Raw genomic sequence first — 17,700 nt, 5'->3', positions numbered from 1 at the left:
TCGTTATGACTTGCATTCTTGCTTTAAGGAAAACATCTTTAAGGATAAGGGAGAAGACATTCATTTTTTATTGCAGGCATAAAGGTTATTTATGGTTTCTTCGTCCTGGGATATCGGCAGTCTTGGTGTTTTTGAAGCGGTGGGGCGATTGGAAAATCTGACCCTTGCAGCGCGCGAACTGGGTATGACGCAACCAGCGGTCAGCTATCAAATAAAACGTATGGAAGATCGTTTGGGTGTTGCACTCTTTGCACGGCGCGCACGAGGTGTGGAAATATTACCCGAGGGTCGCATACTTTATGAGGCGGTACGCCTAGGGCTCGATGGAATTGAGGAGGCCATTCAGCAGATCAGACGAAGGCAACGCACGCCCGGTCTTCGTATAGCAACTGACTATGGTTTTGCCGCCTTCTGGCTGATGCCGCGTGTGGCAAAATTTCGCCCCAGATATCCAGACGTGGATGTTCGCATCACTGCATCGTCCATGTTGCAGCCGCTTGATCATAGAGATGCAGATATTTCTATTCTGTTTGGTTCGCGAGAAGACTTTCCAAAAGATGTGATTGGTTTTGTGGGAGAATCCGTCGTTCCGGTCTGTTCTCCAGGCTTTTTGGAACGACACGGTCCGTTTCCGAATGGAAAAGGTTTAGGCGCTACCGCACTGCTGCATCTTGATACGTTGCAAGGCGACCGCTGGTACACCTGGCAGACATGGCTCAATGCGATTGATGAGGAAATTGACGACGGTAATCATGGGTTGGTGTTTAACACATATAATCTGGTGCTTGAGGCTGCAATTGCCGAACAAGGCGTTGCCCTTGGATGGGCCGGACTGATTGACGGTGCAGTTAAACGTGGACAGCTCGTGCCTGCTTGTGACGTGACACTGACAAGCAAAAAAGGTTATTGGCTGGTGTTCAATCCCGATATTTCTGTCGCAGCCAAAGCTTTGTGCATGGAACTGATTGAGTCCGAGCCAAATCTATAAAAACATAAATGCAAGACCGGAGATCAGGGCTTGGACGTAACGTTGTTTCTGGAAGTTACCGTTGAGTGATATGCGCTTTATCGCCGTTGGCCTTAAAGCGTCTGAGCTTCGGAGGACGGCTGGCTGGGTTGTTACAGCTACCTGAAATCCAGCTTTCGCGGTCATTTCTATTTCGCGTTCGCTAACGGCTGAACACCAGCCGTAAGGGTATGAGAATGATTTAGGACGGTAGCCGACGCAACGGTCAATAGCACTTATTGAGCTGTCTATCTCATGAACAAGACGCTCTTCGTTTACCCGACGAAGGTTGACATGCGCAATTGTATGGCCGCCAATCTGAACCAGAGGGTCGTTTGCCAAGGCTTGCAACTGCGCGTGGTCCATGACCAGCTCATCAACAATAGCGAGCGGATCAATTCCACATTGCGTAACGGCAAGCTCATCGATCTGACGAACAGCTTCATCTTCATTAAAGGTGCGAACGAACGCAGCTAATCGATCAAAAGCTGCATATTTTTGCGTGACCGTTTCGGTTCGCAGGGTTTCCATTCTGGAGCCGAAGTTGAATTCGATCTGCGGCGTTTTTTTCAAAAGTGCTTCAGCCGTCTCCCACCAGATCGTATGCGTGCGGGCGACAAAGCCCATAGTTGGGAAAACTGTAAACGGAACGCCAAACTTTCGGAAAATTGGCGCGGCAATCTCTGCATTGTTTCGATAACCATCGTCGAATGTGAAGACCACAAATTTTCGCTTATCGGATCTATCCGCGAGCAATGCCGGCAAATCATGCAGATGAACGGGCACCAGACCAGCGCCAAGTACAGTTTGAATTGTCTCTGTAAGAAACTCCGGTGTAACCGACAGAATGGAGTTGGGCTGAAATTTATCAGTCTGGTTGGGGCCAACATGATGCAGAGTGAAGACCACGCCGCGCCCGCCAGCAGACGGAAATAATTTATGCAGACCGGAAAAAGCGATTGCGTTCAGCCCGGCGCGAATTACCCCGTACCGCATGTTTCGCCTGAAAGATTGCAAACACACCATGTTTGAAAAGTCCCCCGCGCACTGACATACGCCAAGACTACAGGAATGCAAGTTCTCTATTGGCTGATTGCGCGTCTTTAAACTCTTGTTGCAGCCAATCCATGAAAACCCGCACGCGTGGCGACAACTGACGCTCGCGCCTGTAAAGTAACGACACAGGTGTCGGCTTTGGTGGGAAATCGGCAAGAACTTCTACCAATTCCTTGGATTCTATAAGTTTTGTTACATGATAGATCGGAACCTGGATCAGACCCAACCCAAGACTTGCAGCCGACACATAACTCCCAGCTGCATTGACTGACATCGGTGCGGGCAAGTTAATCTCAACCACCCTGCCCGCGATCGTAAACTCTAATGGCAGCAATCCGCCCGTCGATGTTGAGTGAAATCCCACCATATGATGACCGTGGGCCAGGCTATCCGGATGCGTTGGCGTACCGTGGCGATCGAGGTAAGCTGGCGAAGCAAGAGTTATCTCTTTTAACAAGGCAACACGGCGAGCGATCATGTCGCTATCCTGCAATATCCCGGCTCTCAGCACACAATCTATACCCTCGCGGACAAGATCGACGAAACGGTCGCCTTCACTCATGTAGATTTCAATGTCAGGATAAGTGTTAAAAAAACGCGGCAAAGCTGGCAGCATGAAATGCCGGGCAAGCGTGCCATGCACATCAATGCGCAGTATGCCTTTTGGCTTGGCACCGGCAAAAGCGCCTTCTGCTTCCTCTAATTCCTCGATAATGGAAATACAGCGCCGATAATAGGCTTCGCCGTCAAGTGTCGGGCTAACATGACGGGTGGTGCGTTGAAGAAGGCAGACCCCAAGACGCTTTTCAAGCTGTTTGACCGCATCTGTAACAGTTGAACGCGGCAGCCCCAAATCTTCGGCCGCAAGCGTGAAACTACGGCGCTCTGCAACTCGTGTGAAGACTCGCATGGCATCAAATCTGTCCATGATATTGTTCGCTTTTATCGGATAGTGATGCCGAATTATGCATGATTAACCGGAATTATAGAAGCGCTATATTTGTTTCGAACTTGGAAAGCGTGCTTTTATCGGTTTACGCTCAAGTCTTTGGTTTTAATGTGCATCTCACCCGATCATGTTCTGAGATGTGCCTCATATGGAAGACAAACTCATGTCAGCAAGCAATGAAAAGATTGCAATCGTCACAGGTGCATCGCGTGGTATCGGTTCTGCTATCGCGCGACGGATGGCAACGGATGGTTTCACGGTCATCATCAATTATGCTGGCAATAAGAATGCGGCGGAAGAATTGGTGGCCGATATTATTCAGTCCGGAGGTCGGGCCGTCGCACATCAGGCGGATGTTAGCGATGCCGCGGCCGTAAAGCATATGTTTGAAAGCGCGGAAACTGCTTTTGGTGGTGTTGATGTGCTGGTCAACAATGCAGGCATTATGAAACTTGCTTCTGTGAAGGATGGCGACGATTCCGTTATCGATAGCCAGATTGCGATCAATCTTAAAGGCAGCATCTATACAATGAGAGAAGCAGCTCAACGACTGCGTGATGGCGGACGGATTGTCAATTTCTCGACCAGTGTGGTTGGGTTGAAGCTCGAAAATTATGGTGTTTACGCCGCAACAAAGGCTGCGATTGAAACACTTACCGGAATTCTCGCGAAAGAGCTGCGTGGTCGCAACATCACAGTGAATGCGGTCGCTCCCGGACCGACGGCGACGGATTTATTCCTGAACGGCAAATCCGAGGAGCTGATAGAGCGTATGGCAAAAATGAACCCGCTGGAGCGACTTGGAACTCCGGAAGATATTGCCGCGGCTGTTGCTTTTCTGGTTGGCGAAGACGGACGCTGGATTAATGGCCAGGTTTTACGTGCCAATGGCGGCATGATCTGAACGTCGTTTGGCAATAGGGCGAGGTCTCCTCGCTCTATTGCTTTGCTTCACGCTTTTCCTGTAGCAGCGGTCCATAAGGGCTCAGCAACCTTCGCCATAAAAACGACTATCAGCGTGCCGAGAACGAAGCCGAACACACCGTCTGCAAAGGCTGTCGCAAACCAGTTTACAGTGCTGGCCAGGCTTGCTGTCACATAGCCTGCAAGGCTGGCGGCAGTTTCTGTAATCCATGCAAATGGCTGATGAATACCCAGTCCGTGCAAACCATGAATGAAGATATTGCCACCAACCCACAGCATTGCGGCTGTGCCGATAATCGTGAGCAATAATAATAGTTTGGGCACAGTGCGAACTGTCCAGCGCCCCAATGCTCGCGTTGCTGAAAGACGGCCCTTTCGAGCCATCAGCATGCCAAAGTCATCAAGCTTCACGATTATGGCAACGACGCCATAGACCAAAACCGTAATCATGATACCTACGACTATAAGTGTAGCAAGCTCGATCCAGATTGAGTTGGTTTCAATCATCGAAAGCGCGAGCGTCATGATTTCAGCGGAAAGAATGAGATCTGTTTTGATAGCACCGGCAACACGTTTTTCTTCAAGTGCAGTCGGGTCTTTGGCCTCTTGAGCTCCATCTTCATGGTGGTCTTCGCCAGGAAATAGTTTGTGCCAGACCTTTTCAGCACCCTCGAAGCACAGATATGCACCACCGATCATCAAAAGTGCCGTAATCGCTATCGGTAAGAAATAATCGAGTGCGAGAAGTACCGGAATAAGCAGAGCCTTATTTCTGAGGCTTCCCATCGCGATTTTGCCGATCATTGGCAATTCGCGTGCGGCCGTTATGCCAACCACATAATTGGGGGTAACTGCAGCATCATCAATCAAGACGCCGATGGTTTTACTACCAGCTTTCGCGGCATTCGCGGATATGTCGTCCACAGATGCGGCGGCAATCTTGGCGATTGCTGCAACATCATCCAGAAGGGCTAGAAAGCCGCTCATGTAATTTCTCCGCTTAACGCGCCATCGTCTGAACGCCATGCCTGCTTTGTTGCGGCACGGGTAACGCTTCCTATAGCTCTACATTGCAGACTTGCACTTGGTTCGGCAAGTCGTGCAGACCGTTCATTTCGTTGTTTTGCACCTGACCCGCGTGTTTAAACCATACATTCACAAATGCAAAAAGGCGGCTAATGCCGCCTTTCATGCTGGTAATTTCTGACTGTCTTTCAGTTTTACCGCGCAGCAAGAATGCTTGCGATAAGACCTGTTGCAGCAGTTACCAGCAAATACTGGTTATCAACTTTTACCCAATGCTGGCCACGGCCTGGTTTACTCAGACCATAACGCTTGTAGTCCTTGATTTCCTGATGACGACGCCAGTCGCTGTAACGTTCACCACGCGACCAACGCTTGTTTCCCTGATCCCGACGGGTGTTACGCTGGAGCTCCTTGCCATGCGACGGACGAGCAGGCTCTACGCGATCGTAACCCTGCTTACGTGGTGGGTTGTAGTTTTGTGCCTGTGCAAGCGGGGCACCAACAAACGAAAGAGCAATAGCGGCGAGAACGGCTTTCTTGAACATGGGACACTCCTTTTGTGCTGATACAAATGTATCGTCGCTGGAGTGAACGCTAGATGAATGAAAAAGGATCCAAACATTAATTAAAATCAATGTTGTGGTCTTCGGAATGATGATGAAAGGCACTGTTGGCTGAAAATGCATAAATAAATAGCACTTCAAATAGCAAGGGCAGACCAGTTGGTAGCGAATGCGGTCAAAAAATTATCTGTGTCAATAATATCAGGCAGAGATTTGGACGACATTCAAAGCTAGCGGCCTTGAATGCCGTCCCTGGATTGCAAGTTTCATACTATTCATACCAGAAACAGTGCGAGAGGTATGAGTAACAGGAATGCAGCGGCAACACCGGTTTCGATCTTAGAATATAGCAGCATATCAGCCTCCATCATGGTTAATGACAGATGAATAACGCAGCTGCTTCGATTTGGTTCAATCGGAAGTCGAGATAAAGCCGGACCGCCAGGGCGGGTTCGCTTAAAGCTTGTCTTCGGCTATCGCGCGAAACGTCGGATACGTTTGGAAACATTGCTGGTATGACCCGGAAGAAAATTACGCCCAAAAAAGGGTTATTTCTGAATGATCATAACCATTTACGCCTCAAATGTTTCTAACTAATGTTCCGATGCTCGATGTTGAGCAGGTGGGTAGTAATCATGAAAAGAATAAAAATTGCAGGCGCCGTTTCGGCCGCGTTGCTTATGTTTGTCAGTGTCGCGAAAGCAGACGATCTGGTATTCAATCTAAAGAATGGCACAAGTTCCGTTCTGACACACTTTTATACTTCTCCTGTTGGGGTGAATAACTGGGAAGGTGACGTTTTCGGGCAGCAGGTCCTTAATCCTGGCGAAACAATCGAAATAACGATCGCTGACGGTCGTCGCCTGTGCAAATACGACATGCGTTTCGAGTTTCAGGATAGTGACGATCTGGACACCACAACAGATACACAGAATCTCTGTGAGCTCAGCACCTATACCATCGAGGAATAGGCAACGTTTTTTGGGCGGGGAAGAGCGGCTGGACGTAAAAGTCCAGCCGCTTTTTTGTTTTCAGATACCATCGCTCAATGTTGAGACAGCGCTGCGCATGGCTTTGGAAATTGCTGCGAATTTGAGCGCCTGCCAGTAACGATAATCGTTGACCAGACTGGCTGATAGCCAGCAGTTGCCGCGATTTCCGGGGCGCTCCCACCCCATAAGGCCAGCGTCACGTGCGCGAGCAAGAATTCGGGCTGTATTGCTTTGTGACATGCGATATCGGTTGGATATGCCATTTGAGGTCACCTGCCCGATCCATATCCGGTCACCGGTAAACTCCCACGGCGCGCGCGACGCAACATCATGCAGGATATTGTTACCAGATTCGGCACGGGTAAAATTTGCGATACTAGCCACAGGTCTGCACCAGTCACTATTGTGCAGTACCTCCCGGGTCATAAGCGGCTGGGCATAACGCAGCAGATCAGGCTTTGTCTGCATGAGTTGAGCGCGATTACCTTCATCCATTAAATCGAGTGCAGCAAGATGGGTTGTCAGCCATAAATGAATGAGGGCTTCCGTTTCCCGCTTCGCACGAAACAGTTGCTGCCGTCGATCAGATGTCGGGATGGACTCGAGCAGCTTGTAGTGACGAGTTTCCTGCAGAAATGCCAATGTTGTGTTTTTGCTGGCAATAGGAGTTCCTTTAAGAAAGTTGAGCAGGTTCGTCGGTGAAATTGGTGGATTTTCCGGATTGGTTACATGTTCAAAATGCACTGCAAAGGTTGCCTGGCTGAGCAGCCATTTCTGCATGTCGGACAGATAACGCACTTCGCGGGGCAAACGGCCAGTGATGGCCAAAAGCTCTTTCGCGGCAGATGTGAGACAATCGCCGAAGCGCGGGGAACAGCACAACTCGGAAGCTTCGAAGGCCTGAGGCAGAACACCCGTTTCCTGATTGGACAAAGCGGCTTCCATGATTTTATTCGCATCCGAAACTTGCAGATTTGTGTGCTGTACCGGCTAAGTGCCATAACATTGCAGCTCTACCGTATACAGCTATTGGTGCCATATTTAAGCTGGTCTTTTCGTCGCTTTCTTCAATCAGCACAGCTTCAACTGGTCCAGGAAATATGTTTACCTCGGTTGGGTATAAACAAGGCATCGCATGACAGATATTTCCAACCCGGCAGTTCACACCCGCAAGAAAAAGATCATTGTTTTCGACACAGAAACAACAGGATTATTGCCTTATGATCGCATTATCACCGTTGGAGCCGTGAAGATTGAGGGTGATGAACTATTAAAGCAGTCGCTCTATTTGATTTTCGATCCGAGAAAAGACAGTTCACCGCAAGCTGAAGCGGTTCACGGATTCGACAACTGGATGACGCGGTATCAGGATTTGTTCGCTGATCTGGCAGGTGCATTGCGGCAATGGTTCGGTTGGGCAGACGAACTCGTTGCTCACAATGCTGAGTTCGACATGCGTTATATTCAACGGGAGTTCCGCAAGGCAGAAGTCCAGATGCTGGAACAGCCGGTTCATTGCACAATGGATGGCGCCAGACGGCACTGGAGAGGCGAATCTGCCAAGTTGGACCATTGCCTGTCGAGAATTGGTTTATCGCGCGTAGGTGCCCGTCACGGCGCTCTGGAAGATGCCTATTTGACGGCTGGACTATATTTGCATCAACAGGGATCAAAAACGCCGTTGCCGCCAATCAACGCTTGGCAGGAACCGAAGAATCTCAAGTCATATCCAGGTCGACCTTCAGGGCAGCTTCCCCGCCGAACACCGAAACGTAGGCAGGGAGCCGCGGGTATATCCTAGCGGTCGTTTGCTTTCGATATCGGCCTTAATTGAATGGCCTCGACCACAACGGCGCTACTGACCTGAGGTGAATGAGGTGTATTCTTGCAATTGCTTCGTTCGGGCGTCGATCACGCCCGCCCTACAGCCGGGATAATGCAGCACTTGGCCTTCCCTGCCCCAATCGCCATTTGCATAGAAATTGCAGGAAGATTCCTTATAGCTGTTCCATAAACGCTGTTCAGCCAGCAGGTCAGTTTTGGTTTGCCCATCCGCCTGACCGTAGATTTTTTTCCAGGCCGCATTCAGCTTGTTGTCAGCTCGCTTCAACCAGTCGCCGCCACACTGCCCCCATGCCGTGTTGCTTCCGTCAGATTGGTCGATGCACTTATCATAAAGCTTATCCGCCATAACTGGTGAAGCAGAGCAGGCGATAACAGCAGCAAAAAGTAATTTCTTCATAACATCCCCCGGGTGTGTCTTGGCTCATTAATGTAGCGATGTGTCTTGAAGTCAAGCATATGAAAAAACCCCGCCAGCGGGTGGGCTGACAGGGTAATAAAACACGTCTGATAACTTAGGTCGTTCTAATTGTGGGACTCGCGTTTCTTAGGAATGAAGTAGCCATTCCCCCGATCGCGGTAATGCCTTTCAGACCTATGGTGACGGTCACCTCTCCAGTCGCGGGATGGTCGGTCACGGTGCCACCGTGGTGGTGGAGGCGGTGCCTGTCGACGTACCCGTACACAACGTCCGCGACGGTCTGTTACGCGGCCTGGTCCGCAACGATAGTCAACGTTATGCGTCAAGCCCGTCTGATTGGTTGGCTCTGGCATTGAAACAGGTGCTGCATTGGCACCAAATGAAAACATAGCCATAGCTGCGGCCAGCGAAATCACAGAAAGCTTCATATCTTTCTCCATTCATGAGTCTTTGGCGATATTGGACACGATAGTCGAAGAACGGGGTACGGCATCATCACGTTCTGTTTTCAACATGCCGATATCATTGATGTTTTGAACTCAGATCTTCGTCAGCGTTTACGAAGAAAAAGGAAATAAATCAGAATCACGGCGACCAGAGGAACACCGAAAAGCCACATCACACCTGCGGTCAGCATATTTCTCTCCTGTTAGATGGAGATATAACGGCGACGACATCAATCCGGTTCCATGATGGATGATGCAAGCTGCGATTCTATAAAATAAATTTTGTTCGGGATTGCGGTGTAACCGGCAAACGAATCAATCGGCCGTTGTGCTGTCACAAACGATGACAATAAAGCCAAGATCATCTTGTAGTTTAATTGAAGTTCAGGTTTGAGAATAATTTGAGCCTTGGGAGAAGCGCAATGTCTCCAAACACTTACAAGAAGTAAGTGGCTCCCCGGGCCGGATTCGAACCAGCGACCAACCGGTTAACAGCCGGTTGCTCTACCACTGAGCTACCGGGGAAGAGGTGCTCGTTGCGTCAGCGAGGTGGCGTATAGCAGGAGGATTTCTGATTTGCAAAGCCCTATTTTCAAATTTTTCCAACTTTTTGCATTCTGATCGTGAAACCCTATATTCTCTGGTACGTTTCTGTATGCGAAGTGCCCCCATTCTAACCTGTGAGAAATATCGAGTGACCGAAGAATACGAACCAAAACCGCGAAAACGTGCGATTGTGATTCTTGGAAAGCGAATCCCCATGCCACAATCGGTCATGATGCGCAGAACGCTCGGCGGTTCGCTCGTAGTGGGTGGAGCTTTGGGATTCTTGCCCATCCTTGGCTTTTGGATGTTGCCGCTTGGTTTAATCGTCTTATCTCACGATTCCCATCGCGTTCGCCGCTTGCGCCGCAGAAGCGAAGTTCACATCTGGCGCAAATGGCTGAAGCGAGGAACCACTACTACAGCGAGTTAATCGCCACCGACAGCGGCAAGGCAATGGCCACCCTGCTGTCAGGTGGTGGTTTTGGGCTTTTGATACCTTAGATGGGAACTCCGGCGCCGGAGTTCTCCAGGTGTCAGCCTTCTGTATTTTCTTAAAGCTGTTGTGAGGTGGCTCTGACTTGAGAAACTCAATCGTGCAGCGACAGTGCTGATCGGTATGTCGGTTTCCCTCAGCCACCGTTCTGCTTCATCTAAACGTAAACTCATTAGATACTGATGCGGCGTCTGTCCGAAGCTCTCTCGAAAACGCGTCGCAAAATGCCCTGCTGATATGCCCAGCGCCAAAGCCATATCAGGGACAGAAACTGGTTCGCGGAATTTTTCTTTCAAATACGCCTCGATTTGACGAGCGGCATAGCTGCTGAGACCGTTTGGCATAACCATGGATGCCTCGACCATTTGCGCATTTCGCTGCAAAAGGTGGACAAGAACGGAATAGAGAGAAGCCATGTAGCTCTGATCTATCTCTTGAGGCTCGCGTAACTGTTCGATCACAAGCTGGCTTACCTGCAGGCATTGCTTGCTGGAAAAGTTGATAATATTGCCAACTGGGCCAGTCGGCGTAGACTCGCTATTTCTCATGCTATCGCGTGAAGGATCGATCGCAGGAAGCGTGAGTTGCAAATACACCGCAGGTTCTGGCCACAGCACTTCCATTGTGTGGTGTGCGGGGATGATGAAAGCAGTTCCAGCGGTAAAGCTTGCTGTTAACTCTTCACCACTCCCTATTTTCCACTTTAAATTGCGAACAGGTTCAATCAAAATCAGCGCAGAATTCTGATTTGGTGCAAAAATTTGGAAGCCAGTTTCAGTCACCTCATAAACAAAATGGCTTTCTGCAAAATCAACTATTTCGGTATGCTGAACTGACCCCCTGCCCATTGTTGAACCCGATGGTGAAATGCGATTTTCGCTTGTATTTTCGGTGTTTGAACGCATAATTTTTCCCGTTTCAAAAACAAAAAAATGAGAATGGCTTTGAATGCATGCGCGCCTGAAACTGGCTGAATTAATTCGTATGATTGATTTGAAAATCGTGTGAATCGTTCCGATAGAACGAAGTGCCTCCCCCTGTAGGAAACTACACAACAATAACTGGGAATACAATTTATAGGTGTAAGTATTTTATTGAATAATCAGAGTGGGCAATAAAATGTAAGCGCTTTTGCAAATCATTTGCAAAAGCGCTTGTAGATCTCTATTTTCTATTTTATGCAATTGCGAATTATTAGCATTAAGGAGATGGAAATGATTCGACCTTTCATGCGGGCTTTGACGGCTAGCCTTGCCGGAAGCGTGATGTTTTGTGCGGTATCGGGTTCAGCTTTTGCCGCAGAGAAGTTCAAAGCTGTCACCACATTCACGGTGATTGCAGATATTGCACGCAATGTCGCGGGTGACGCAGCAACGGTTGAATCAATTACCAAGCCAGGTGCTGAAATTCATGAGTATCAGCCTACCCCAGGCGACCTCATAAAGGCGCAGGATGCGAAGCTCGTCTTGTGGAATGGTCTTGGACTGGAGCTGTGGTTCGAAAAATTCTTTTCACGCCTGAAAGATGTGCCAAGTGCGGTTGCGTCTGATGGTGTTGTGCCTATGGATATTAGTGAAGGTCCATACAGCGGCAAACCAAATCCCCATGCCTGGATGTCCCCTACCTCCGCTCTGATCTACGTCGACAATATCAGAGACGCTTTTGTGAAATATGATCCAGACAATGCGGATACCTACAAATCGAATGCGGAGAACTACAAGGCTCAGATCAAGGCAGCGATTGATCCGATCCATGCCCAGCTTGATTCAATTCCTGCAGACAAGCGCTGGCTGGTGACGAGTGAAGGTGCATTCTCTTATCTCGCGCGGGATTTTGATCTGAAGGAATTGTATCTCTGGCCAATCAATGCCGATCAGCAAGGTACGCCGCAGCAGGTTCGCACAGTGATTGATGCTGTGAGGGAGCACGGTATTACGGCGGTATTCTCGGAAAGCACAGTTTCGGCCGCACCCGCAGAGCAGGTTGCGCGTGAAACAGGCGCGAAGTACGGCGGTGTTCTCTATGTCGATTCACTTTCTGAAGCCGATGGACCTGTGCCAACCTATCTCGATCTGCTGAAAGTTACCTCGAGCACCATTGCAAAAGGCCTCAAACAATGAACGTCTCGATCAGTCATCACGACGAAAATCTGACCGCGCTTGAACAAAGCGCGGTCGACGGTTTGAACGTGAAAGATGCGACTGTTACCTATCGCAATGGTCACACAGCCTTGCGCAGTGCGACGTTCAGGATACCGACTGGAACCATAACAGCGCTCGTTGGAGTGAACGGTTCAGGAAAGTCGACCCTGTTCAAGGCCATCATGGGGTTTGTGCGCCTCGCCAAAGGCGAAATCTCAATCCTTGGTCTGCCGGTTAAAGAAGCGCTCAAGAAAAACCTTGTCGCTTACGTTCCGCAAAGCGAAGAAGTCGATTGGAATTTTCCTGTTCTGGTCGAAGACGTCGTCATGATGGGGCGTTATGGCCATATGGGCATGATGCGTATCCCCCGTCGTGCTGATCATGAGGCGGTTGAAAAGGCATTGAGCCGCGTCAACATGCTCGAATATCGCAAGCGCCAGATCGGGGAGCTGTCAGGAGGGCAAAAGAAGCGTGTTTTTCTCGCGCGTGCACTTGCACAGGATGGCCGCGTAATCCTGCTGGATGAGCCTTTCACAGGTGTGGATGTGAAGACGGAAGAGGCAATCGTCACTCTTCTGCATGGACTTCGTGACGAAGGTCGCGTGATGCTTGTCTCGACACATAATCTTGGCAGCGTGCCGGAGTTCTGCGACCGCACCGTTCTGGTCAAGAACACGGTACTGGCCTACGGCCTGACAGAAGAGATTTTTACGCAAGCCAATCTAGAGAAGACGTTTGGCGGTGTTTTGCGTCATCTGGTTTTGGATGAGACTACCAAAAAAAATCGCTCGGCTGTCGGCGTGATCACAGATGATGAGCGGCCTTTCGTTCTCTACGAGCCTAAAGCAAAGGGGCGCGATTAATGTCCCTTCTGCTTGAACCGTTCCACTACGGCTACATGATCAATGCGATGTGGGTATCGGCCCTGGTCGGTGGCGTTTGTGCATTTCTCTCTGCCTATTTGATGCTTAAAGGCTGGTCGCTGATCGGTGACGCGCTTTCGCATTCCATCGTTCCGGGCGTTGCCGGTGCCTATATGCTGGGTTTGCCATTCTCCATTGGGGCATTTTTTTCTGGGGGACTTGCAGCGGCGGCGATGCTGTTTCTCAATCAGCGCACAAAGCTGAAAGAAGATGCAATCATTGGATTGATTTTCACGGCATTCTTTGGCCTTGGCCTGTTCATGATTTCGCTGAGGCCAACGTCTATCAGCATTCAGACAATCGTGCTTGGCAACATTCTGGCCATCACCCCGAGCGACATTCTGCAATTGGCGATCATTGGGTTCGTCTCGCTCGCATTGCTGCTGTTGAAATGGAAAGACCTGATGGTGGTCTTTTTTGATGAAAGCCATGCACGTTCGATCGGCTTGAAACCAACCGCACTCAAAATCATGTTCTTCACGCTGCTCTCAGCATCCACTGTGGCTGCGATGCAGACCGTGGGCGCGTTTCTGGTGATATGCATGGTCGTGACGCCGGGTGCTACTGCTTATCTCCTGACGGACCGTTTTTCGCGACTTCTATGGATCGCTGTCCTTATCGGTGCGCTGACAAGCTTTATCGGGGCTTATGTCAGCTACTTCATGGATGGCGCCACTGGCGGAATCATCGTCGTGTTGCAAACACTGGTCTTCCTCACTGTATTCTTCCTTGCACCAAAACATGGAATGCTCGCCGCCAGAAGGCGGGCGGCAAGCGCGTTGCGGGAGGCGCAACCATGAATTTTCCTGACATGCTTTTGATGCCATTTCAGTTCGACTTCATGGTCTATGCGTTGATCGCATCAGTGCTGATCGCCATACCTACGGCCCTGCTCTCCTGTTTTCTGGTGCTGAAAGGCTGGTCGCTGATGGGAGATGCCATCAGTCACGCTGTCCTTCCGGGTGTCGTTATTGCCTATATGGTGGGACTGCCCTTTGGCATTGGTGCTTTCATTGCGGGCATGATCTGCGCGCTTGCGACTGGATTTCTGAAGGAAAACAGTCGTATCAAGCAGGATACGGTGATGGGGATCGTTTTCTCCGGCATGTTTGGCCTGGGGCTGGTGCTTTACGTGTCTGTGCGAGCAAATGTGCACCTCGATCACATCCTGTTTGGTGACATTCTGGGCATTAATACAGGCGATCTTATTGAAACAGCCGTTATTGCTGCGGTGACAGCCGGTGTTCTCATCGTGAAATGGCGGGATTTCCTGCTGCACGCATTTGATCCAGCACAAGCGCGAGCTGTTGGGTTGCCGGTCAGGCTTCTGCATTATGGGCTTCTGTGCCTGATTTCGCTGACTATTGTCGGTGTTCTGAAAGCGGTAGGCATCATTCTCGCCATCTCACTGCTCATCGCACCCGGTGCAATCGCATTTCTGCTCACCCGCAGGTTCAGCAGTATGATGATTGTTGCCGTGATTGTTGCAGTCTTCTCGTCATTCATGGGTGTCTATCTGTCGTTCTTCATCGACAGCGCCCCTGCCCCGACAATTGTTCTGCTGATGACCGTAATTTTCATTATGGCATTTCTGTTCTCATCCTGGCGGACTGCCCGAACTGAAGCGCGCCACGAGGCCGAAACCGCCTGAATGAATTACTTGTAGGCTGTCCTTCGTGTCGGAACAGCTTGCGTGCAGCGTGGACAGCTTTGCAAAGCTGTCCACGTTTTTGCACACCTGCGCAGCTCCAGTCATACGACTGTTATAAAACCTCGTTAGATAACCATATCAACGGGCGGCCCATAAACGCCGTTCACGATTTTCCAGCGCAATACAATTTGTTGCTTGTCGAGGTAAAATAAAAATGCTTCAATCTCGATTGCACGGCTGTGCAGAAAAAATAAAACCGGCCGTCGATCCTGGGGAGGATACGCAAATGCCTGCGTTTTTGGAGGTAGCGGATGCACGCGTTCGTTATGGCAATAATGAGATTCTTAAAGGTGTAGACCTTTCGGTCAGGAAAGGTGAGTTCGTAGCGCTGCTTGGCTCTTCGGGCTGCGGCAAGACCACATTGCTACGTGCAATTGCGGGCTTCAATACGCCCAGCGATGGCGCGATCCGCGTTGGTGGCAAAGATGTCACTCGCCTTCCGCCTGATAAGCGCGGAATGGCTCTGGTTTTTCAATCCTATGCGCTCTGGCCGCATATGACTGTAGCGCAGAATATTGGATATGGTCTGCGTATTCGTGGCACGTCAAAGGACAAAACTCGTCAAAAGGTTCAGGAAGTGGCACGTCTTCTGGGGCTTGATGCCCTCCTGGATCGTAAACCAGCCGCCCTTTCTGGTGGTCAGCGCCAGCGTGTAGCACTTGGTCGCGCATTGGCCATTGAACCCGATATTCTGTTGCTCGATGAGCCTCTTTCCAATCTTGATGCCCGTATTCGCTTGTCGGTTCGTCATGAGATCAGCGCTTTGCAGCGTCGGCTTGGTATCACCGCTGTCCACGTCACTCATGATCGCGAAGAAGCGATGGTCATGGCAGATCGCATCGTCATTCTCAACAATGGCGAAGTGGCACAAGCTGGCAAACCGGAAGAAGTCTATAATCATCCGGCCTCGGATTTTGTTGCAGCTTTCATGGGGGCCGAAAACCTCATTGAGCTGCCAGTGACAGTCAAAGCTGACCGTATTGAGATTGCCGCCGGGTCCCATAACAAGGCGAGCACAATTCCGGCCGGTCGCCGCAATTTGTCAGATGGCATCGCGACAGCACGTTTTCGCAGTGAAGCTGCAAAACTCGCAGCGCCTGGAACGCCTAATTCCGCCACAACACCTGAACTCGTCTTGTCCGGAACAGTCGATCAGACCAGCTATCCGGGTGGCCTTTGGCGACACATGGTCAGTGTCGGCGGCAGGCACCTTCTGGTCGATGCGCCGGAAAGTCACCAGCCCGGTTCACAGGTCGAAATCCGCATTCCCGAACAGGCTCTATTCCTGTTCGACAAGTGATCTGATCAATCATAGCGGCAGGTATAATCATGGTGCACAGGTGTGCATCATAAAAAAACTGCAACGAAGATGGATCCTGGCAGTACCAACTGCTCACCACAGCATTGCGGGCCTTCAAACGTCCGCAGCCGCATAAGAATTCCCGATCACACATCACCGGATATCCAATATCCAACCGTCTCAATCATCCGCAAAGCGGATGCAGAAGCAGGAATTATTCGATGAAGACGATCCTGAAAACAGCTCTCGTCCTTGGTCTGACAGCGTCGCCTGCTGCAGCCAGCGAACTGACTGTGCTGACTGCGGGCGACCAGAACATGGTCGATTACGTGAATGAATATCTTGGCCCACTTTTCGAGAAGGAAAACCCGGGCACAACGGTCCGCGTTGTCGGCACTGGTCCGGGCGATGCAGGTTCGCAGAAGATACTCGAACGCTTTGAAGCGCAATCCAAGGCGGGTGTTGAAAAGTGGGACGCAGACGTTGCCGTGGTCCACGAGAAATTTGCTGGCCCGATGGTTGAAAAGAAGTTTCTCGAAAACTATCGCAGCAAGATCGACAGCGGCAAGCTTGTGACCCGTGGTAACGCCAAGATGGCGCTTGGCACCAATGTTGACGGCTATGTCATGCCGATGTTCAACAGCCAGACCGCGCTCGCCTATAATCCTGCGCTCGTTGCCAATCCGCCAAAAAGCTATGACGAATTGGTCACTTGGGCCAAGGAAAACCCGAAGCAGTTCGGCTATAACGGCATCAAGGGTGGCGCGTCCGGTGTTAGCTTCGTCATGGGCTGGATTTATGCGTATGGCGGCGACGCCGACAAGCTCATGAAAGGTCCGTTTGAAGAAGGCGAAGCCAAGAATTGGGACAAGGCATTTGCGTCGCTCAAGGATTTCACCACCAACGCAACCCTGACGCCGGGCAATGCCGGTACGCTCGACATGTTGAGCCGCGGCGAAATCGCCATGGGCCCGGTCTGGGTTGATATGTTCTATTCATGGAAGGCCAATGGTCAGCTTCCTCCGGAAATGAAGCTGGTTCTGCCGTCACCAGGTATGCCCGGCCAGCCGATGCATTATGTGATCCCGGAAAAAAGCGCCAACAAGGAACTTGCAGAAAAGTTCGTGGCGCTGGCAACCAGCCCAAAAGTTCAGGCCGAGGGCATCGTAAAGCGCTTTAACTGGTATCCGGGCATTGATGCCGATCACGTCAAGGCAGAACTTGATGCTGATACGTGGAACAAGCTCTTCACGGACATCTCGCCTGAAGATCTGGCTAATTACGGCAAGCCTTTCCCGATCGCACCATACAACACCGCGATCCTGGAAGCCTATGAACGTCAGGTTGGTAACTGATAAAAA

Annotated in this window: 19 protein-coding genes and 1 tRNA gene; 11 read left to right on the top strand and 9 right to left on the bottom strand. The window is 50.4% G+C overall.

The annotated features are described in order from the left end of the window. The first annotated feature begins 91 nt into the window (after positions 1–91). On the top strand, positions 92–988 hold the full coding sequence (locus tag CEV32_RS04105) for a LysR substrate-binding domain-containing protein (RefSeq protein WP_094574421.1): 897 nt from the start codon (positions 92–94) through the stop codon (positions 986–988). Here the strand turns inward: CEV32_RS04105 and CEV32_RS04100 are convergent. After that, positions 983–1,771, bottom strand: a complete 789-nt coding sequence (locus CEV32_RS04100) for a polysaccharide deacetylase family protein (protein ID WP_235818704.1) — start codon at positions 1,769–1,771, stop codon at positions 983–985. The genes CEV32_RS04105 and CEV32_RS04100 overlap by 6 nt on opposite strands. Before the next feature lie 298 nt (positions 1,772–2,069). Next, complete coding sequence (locus CEV32_RS04095) at positions 2,070–2,990, bottom strand: LysR family transcriptional regulator (protein WP_094574417.1); 921 nt, start codon at positions 2,988–2,990, stop codon at positions 2,070–2,072. Between the two features lie 184 nt (positions 2,991–3,174). Between CEV32_RS04095 and CEV32_RS04090 the strand changes: the two genes are divergently transcribed. Then, entirely contained in the window at positions 3,175–3,915 is a 741-nt protein-coding gene (locus CEV32_RS04090; protein WP_094574500.1) for an SDR family oxidoreductase, read from the top strand. A 47-nt stretch (positions 3,916–3,962) separates the two neighbouring features. Here the strand turns inward: CEV32_RS04090 and CEV32_RS04085 are convergent, their stop codons facing one another. Both CEV32_RS04085 and CEV32_RS04080 read right to left on the bottom strand, forming a co-directional pair. After that, on the bottom strand, positions 3,963–4,922 hold the full coding sequence (locus tag CEV32_RS04085) for a DUF808 domain-containing protein (protein ID WP_094574414.1): 960 nt from the start codon (positions 4,920–4,922) through the stop codon (positions 3,963–3,965). 233 nt (positions 4,923–5,155) lie between these two features. Further along, entirely contained in the window at positions 5,156–5,506 is a 351-nt protein-coding gene (locus CEV32_RS04080) for an RcnB family protein (RefSeq protein ID WP_094574412.1), read from the bottom strand. Positions 5,507–6,204: 698 nt separating this feature from the next. Between CEV32_RS04080 and CEV32_RS04075 the strand changes: the two genes are divergently transcribed. After that, the gene (locus CEV32_RS04075) at positions 6,205–6,495 is read left to right on the top strand and encodes a hypothetical protein (RefSeq protein ID WP_374882763.1); all 291 of its coding nucleotides are present in this window, start codon (positions 6,205–6,207) and stop codon (positions 6,493–6,495) included. 60 nt (positions 6,496–6,555) lie between these two features. On the opposite strand, the gene CEV32_RS04070 is transcribed toward CEV32_RS04075, so the two are convergent. Next, positions 6,556–7,461, bottom strand: coding sequence for a hypothetical protein (locus CEV32_RS04070; RefSeq protein ID WP_094574408.1), 906 nt, complete (start codon positions 7,459–7,461; stop codon positions 6,556–6,558). Between the two features lie 190 nt (positions 7,462–7,651). Here CEV32_RS04070 and CEV32_RS04065 point away from each other — a divergent pair, with 190 nt between their 5' ends. Then, on the top strand, positions 7,652–8,317 hold the full coding sequence (locus CEV32_RS04065) for a 3'-5' exonuclease (RefSeq protein WP_094574406.1): 666 nt from the start codon (positions 7,652–7,654) through the stop codon (positions 8,315–8,317). Between the two features lie 54 nt (positions 8,318–8,371). On the opposite strand, the gene CEV32_RS04060 is transcribed toward CEV32_RS04065, so the two are convergent. From CEV32_RS04060 to CEV32_RS04050, 3 genes are all read right to left on the bottom strand, one after another. After that, a complete protein-coding gene (locus tag CEV32_RS04060) occupies positions 8,372–8,758 on the bottom strand; it encodes a lysozyme inhibitor LprI family protein (RefSeq protein WP_094574404.1) in 387 nt (128 codons plus the stop codon). A gap of 125 nt (positions 8,759–8,883) precedes the next feature. Continuing rightward, positions 8,884–9,207 (bottom strand): hypothetical protein, encoded by a 324-nt coding sequence (locus CEV32_RS23330; RefSeq protein ID WP_143128784.1) that lies wholly within the window; start codon positions 9,205–9,207, stop codon positions 8,884–8,886. A gap of 468 nt (positions 9,208–9,675) precedes the next feature. Beyond that, positions 9,676–9,750, bottom strand: a tRNA-Asn gene (locus CEV32_RS04050). A gap of 169 nt (positions 9,751–9,919) precedes the next feature. Between CEV32_RS04050 and CEV32_RS04045 the strand changes: the two genes are divergently transcribed. Beyond that, positions 9,920–10,201 (top strand): hypothetical protein, encoded by a 282-nt coding sequence (locus CEV32_RS04045; protein WP_094574400.1) that lies wholly within the window; start codon positions 9,920–9,922, stop codon positions 10,199–10,201. A gap of 38 nt (positions 10,202–10,239) precedes the next feature. Here the strand turns inward: CEV32_RS04045 and CEV32_RS04040 are convergent, their stop codons facing one another. Next, complete coding sequence (locus CEV32_RS04040) at positions 10,240–11,169, bottom strand: helix-turn-helix domain-containing protein (protein ID WP_235818703.1); 930 nt, start codon at positions 11,167–11,169, stop codon at positions 10,240–10,242. A gap of 309 nt (positions 11,170–11,478) precedes the next feature. Here CEV32_RS04040 and CEV32_RS04035 point away from each other — a divergent pair, with 309 nt between their 5' ends. The 6 genes from CEV32_RS04035 (at position 11,479) to CEV32_RS04010 (ending at position 17,694) form a co-directional block, all read left to right on the top strand. After that, entirely contained in the window at positions 11,479–12,384 is a 906-nt protein-coding gene (locus CEV32_RS04035) for a metal ABC transporter substrate-binding protein (RefSeq protein WP_094574398.1), read from the top strand. Next, complete coding sequence (locus tag CEV32_RS04030; protein WP_094574396.1) at positions 12,381–13,268, top strand: manganese/iron ABC transporter ATP-binding protein; 888 nt, start codon at positions 12,381–12,383, stop codon at positions 13,266–13,268. Before CEV32_RS04035 ends, CEV32_RS04030 begins: the two co-directional genes overlap by 4 nt. Beyond that, positions 13,268–14,128: a metal ABC transporter permease gene (locus tag CEV32_RS04025; protein WP_094574394.1), complete on the top strand. Its 861-nt coding sequence runs from the start codon at positions 13,268–13,270 to the stop codon at positions 14,126–14,128. Before CEV32_RS04030 ends, CEV32_RS04025 begins: the two co-directional genes overlap by 1 nt. Beyond that, positions 14,125–14,979: a metal ABC transporter permease gene (locus CEV32_RS04020; protein ID WP_094574392.1), complete on the top strand. Its 855-nt coding sequence runs from the start codon at positions 14,125–14,127 to the stop codon at positions 14,977–14,979. The genes CEV32_RS04025 and CEV32_RS04020 overlap by 4 nt, the downstream gene beginning before the upstream one ends. Before the next feature lie 286 nt (positions 14,980–15,265). Next, positions 15,266–16,339 carry an ABC transporter ATP-binding protein gene (locus CEV32_RS04015; RefSeq protein WP_094574390.1) on the top strand — a complete coding sequence of 358 codons (1,074 nt, stop codon included), beginning with the start codon at positions 15,266–15,268 and terminating at the stop codon, positions 16,337–16,339. 221 nt (positions 16,340–16,560) lie between these two features. Beyond that, positions 16,561–17,694: an ABC transporter substrate-binding protein gene (locus CEV32_RS04010; RefSeq protein ID WP_094574388.1), complete on the top strand. Its 1,134-nt coding sequence runs from the start codon at positions 16,561–16,563 to the stop codon at positions 17,692–17,694. The last annotated feature ends 6 nt before the right edge of the window (positions 17,695–17,700 follow it).

The sequence above is a fragment of the Brucella rhizosphaerae genome, assembly GCF_002252475.1.
Taxonomy (GTDB): domain Bacteria; phylum Pseudomonadota; class Alphaproteobacteria; order Rhizobiales; family Rhizobiaceae; genus Brucella; species Brucella rhizosphaerae.
The sequence above is the reverse complement of the archived record's forward strand: the minus strand, read 5'-3'. Positions and strand labels throughout refer to the sequence as shown.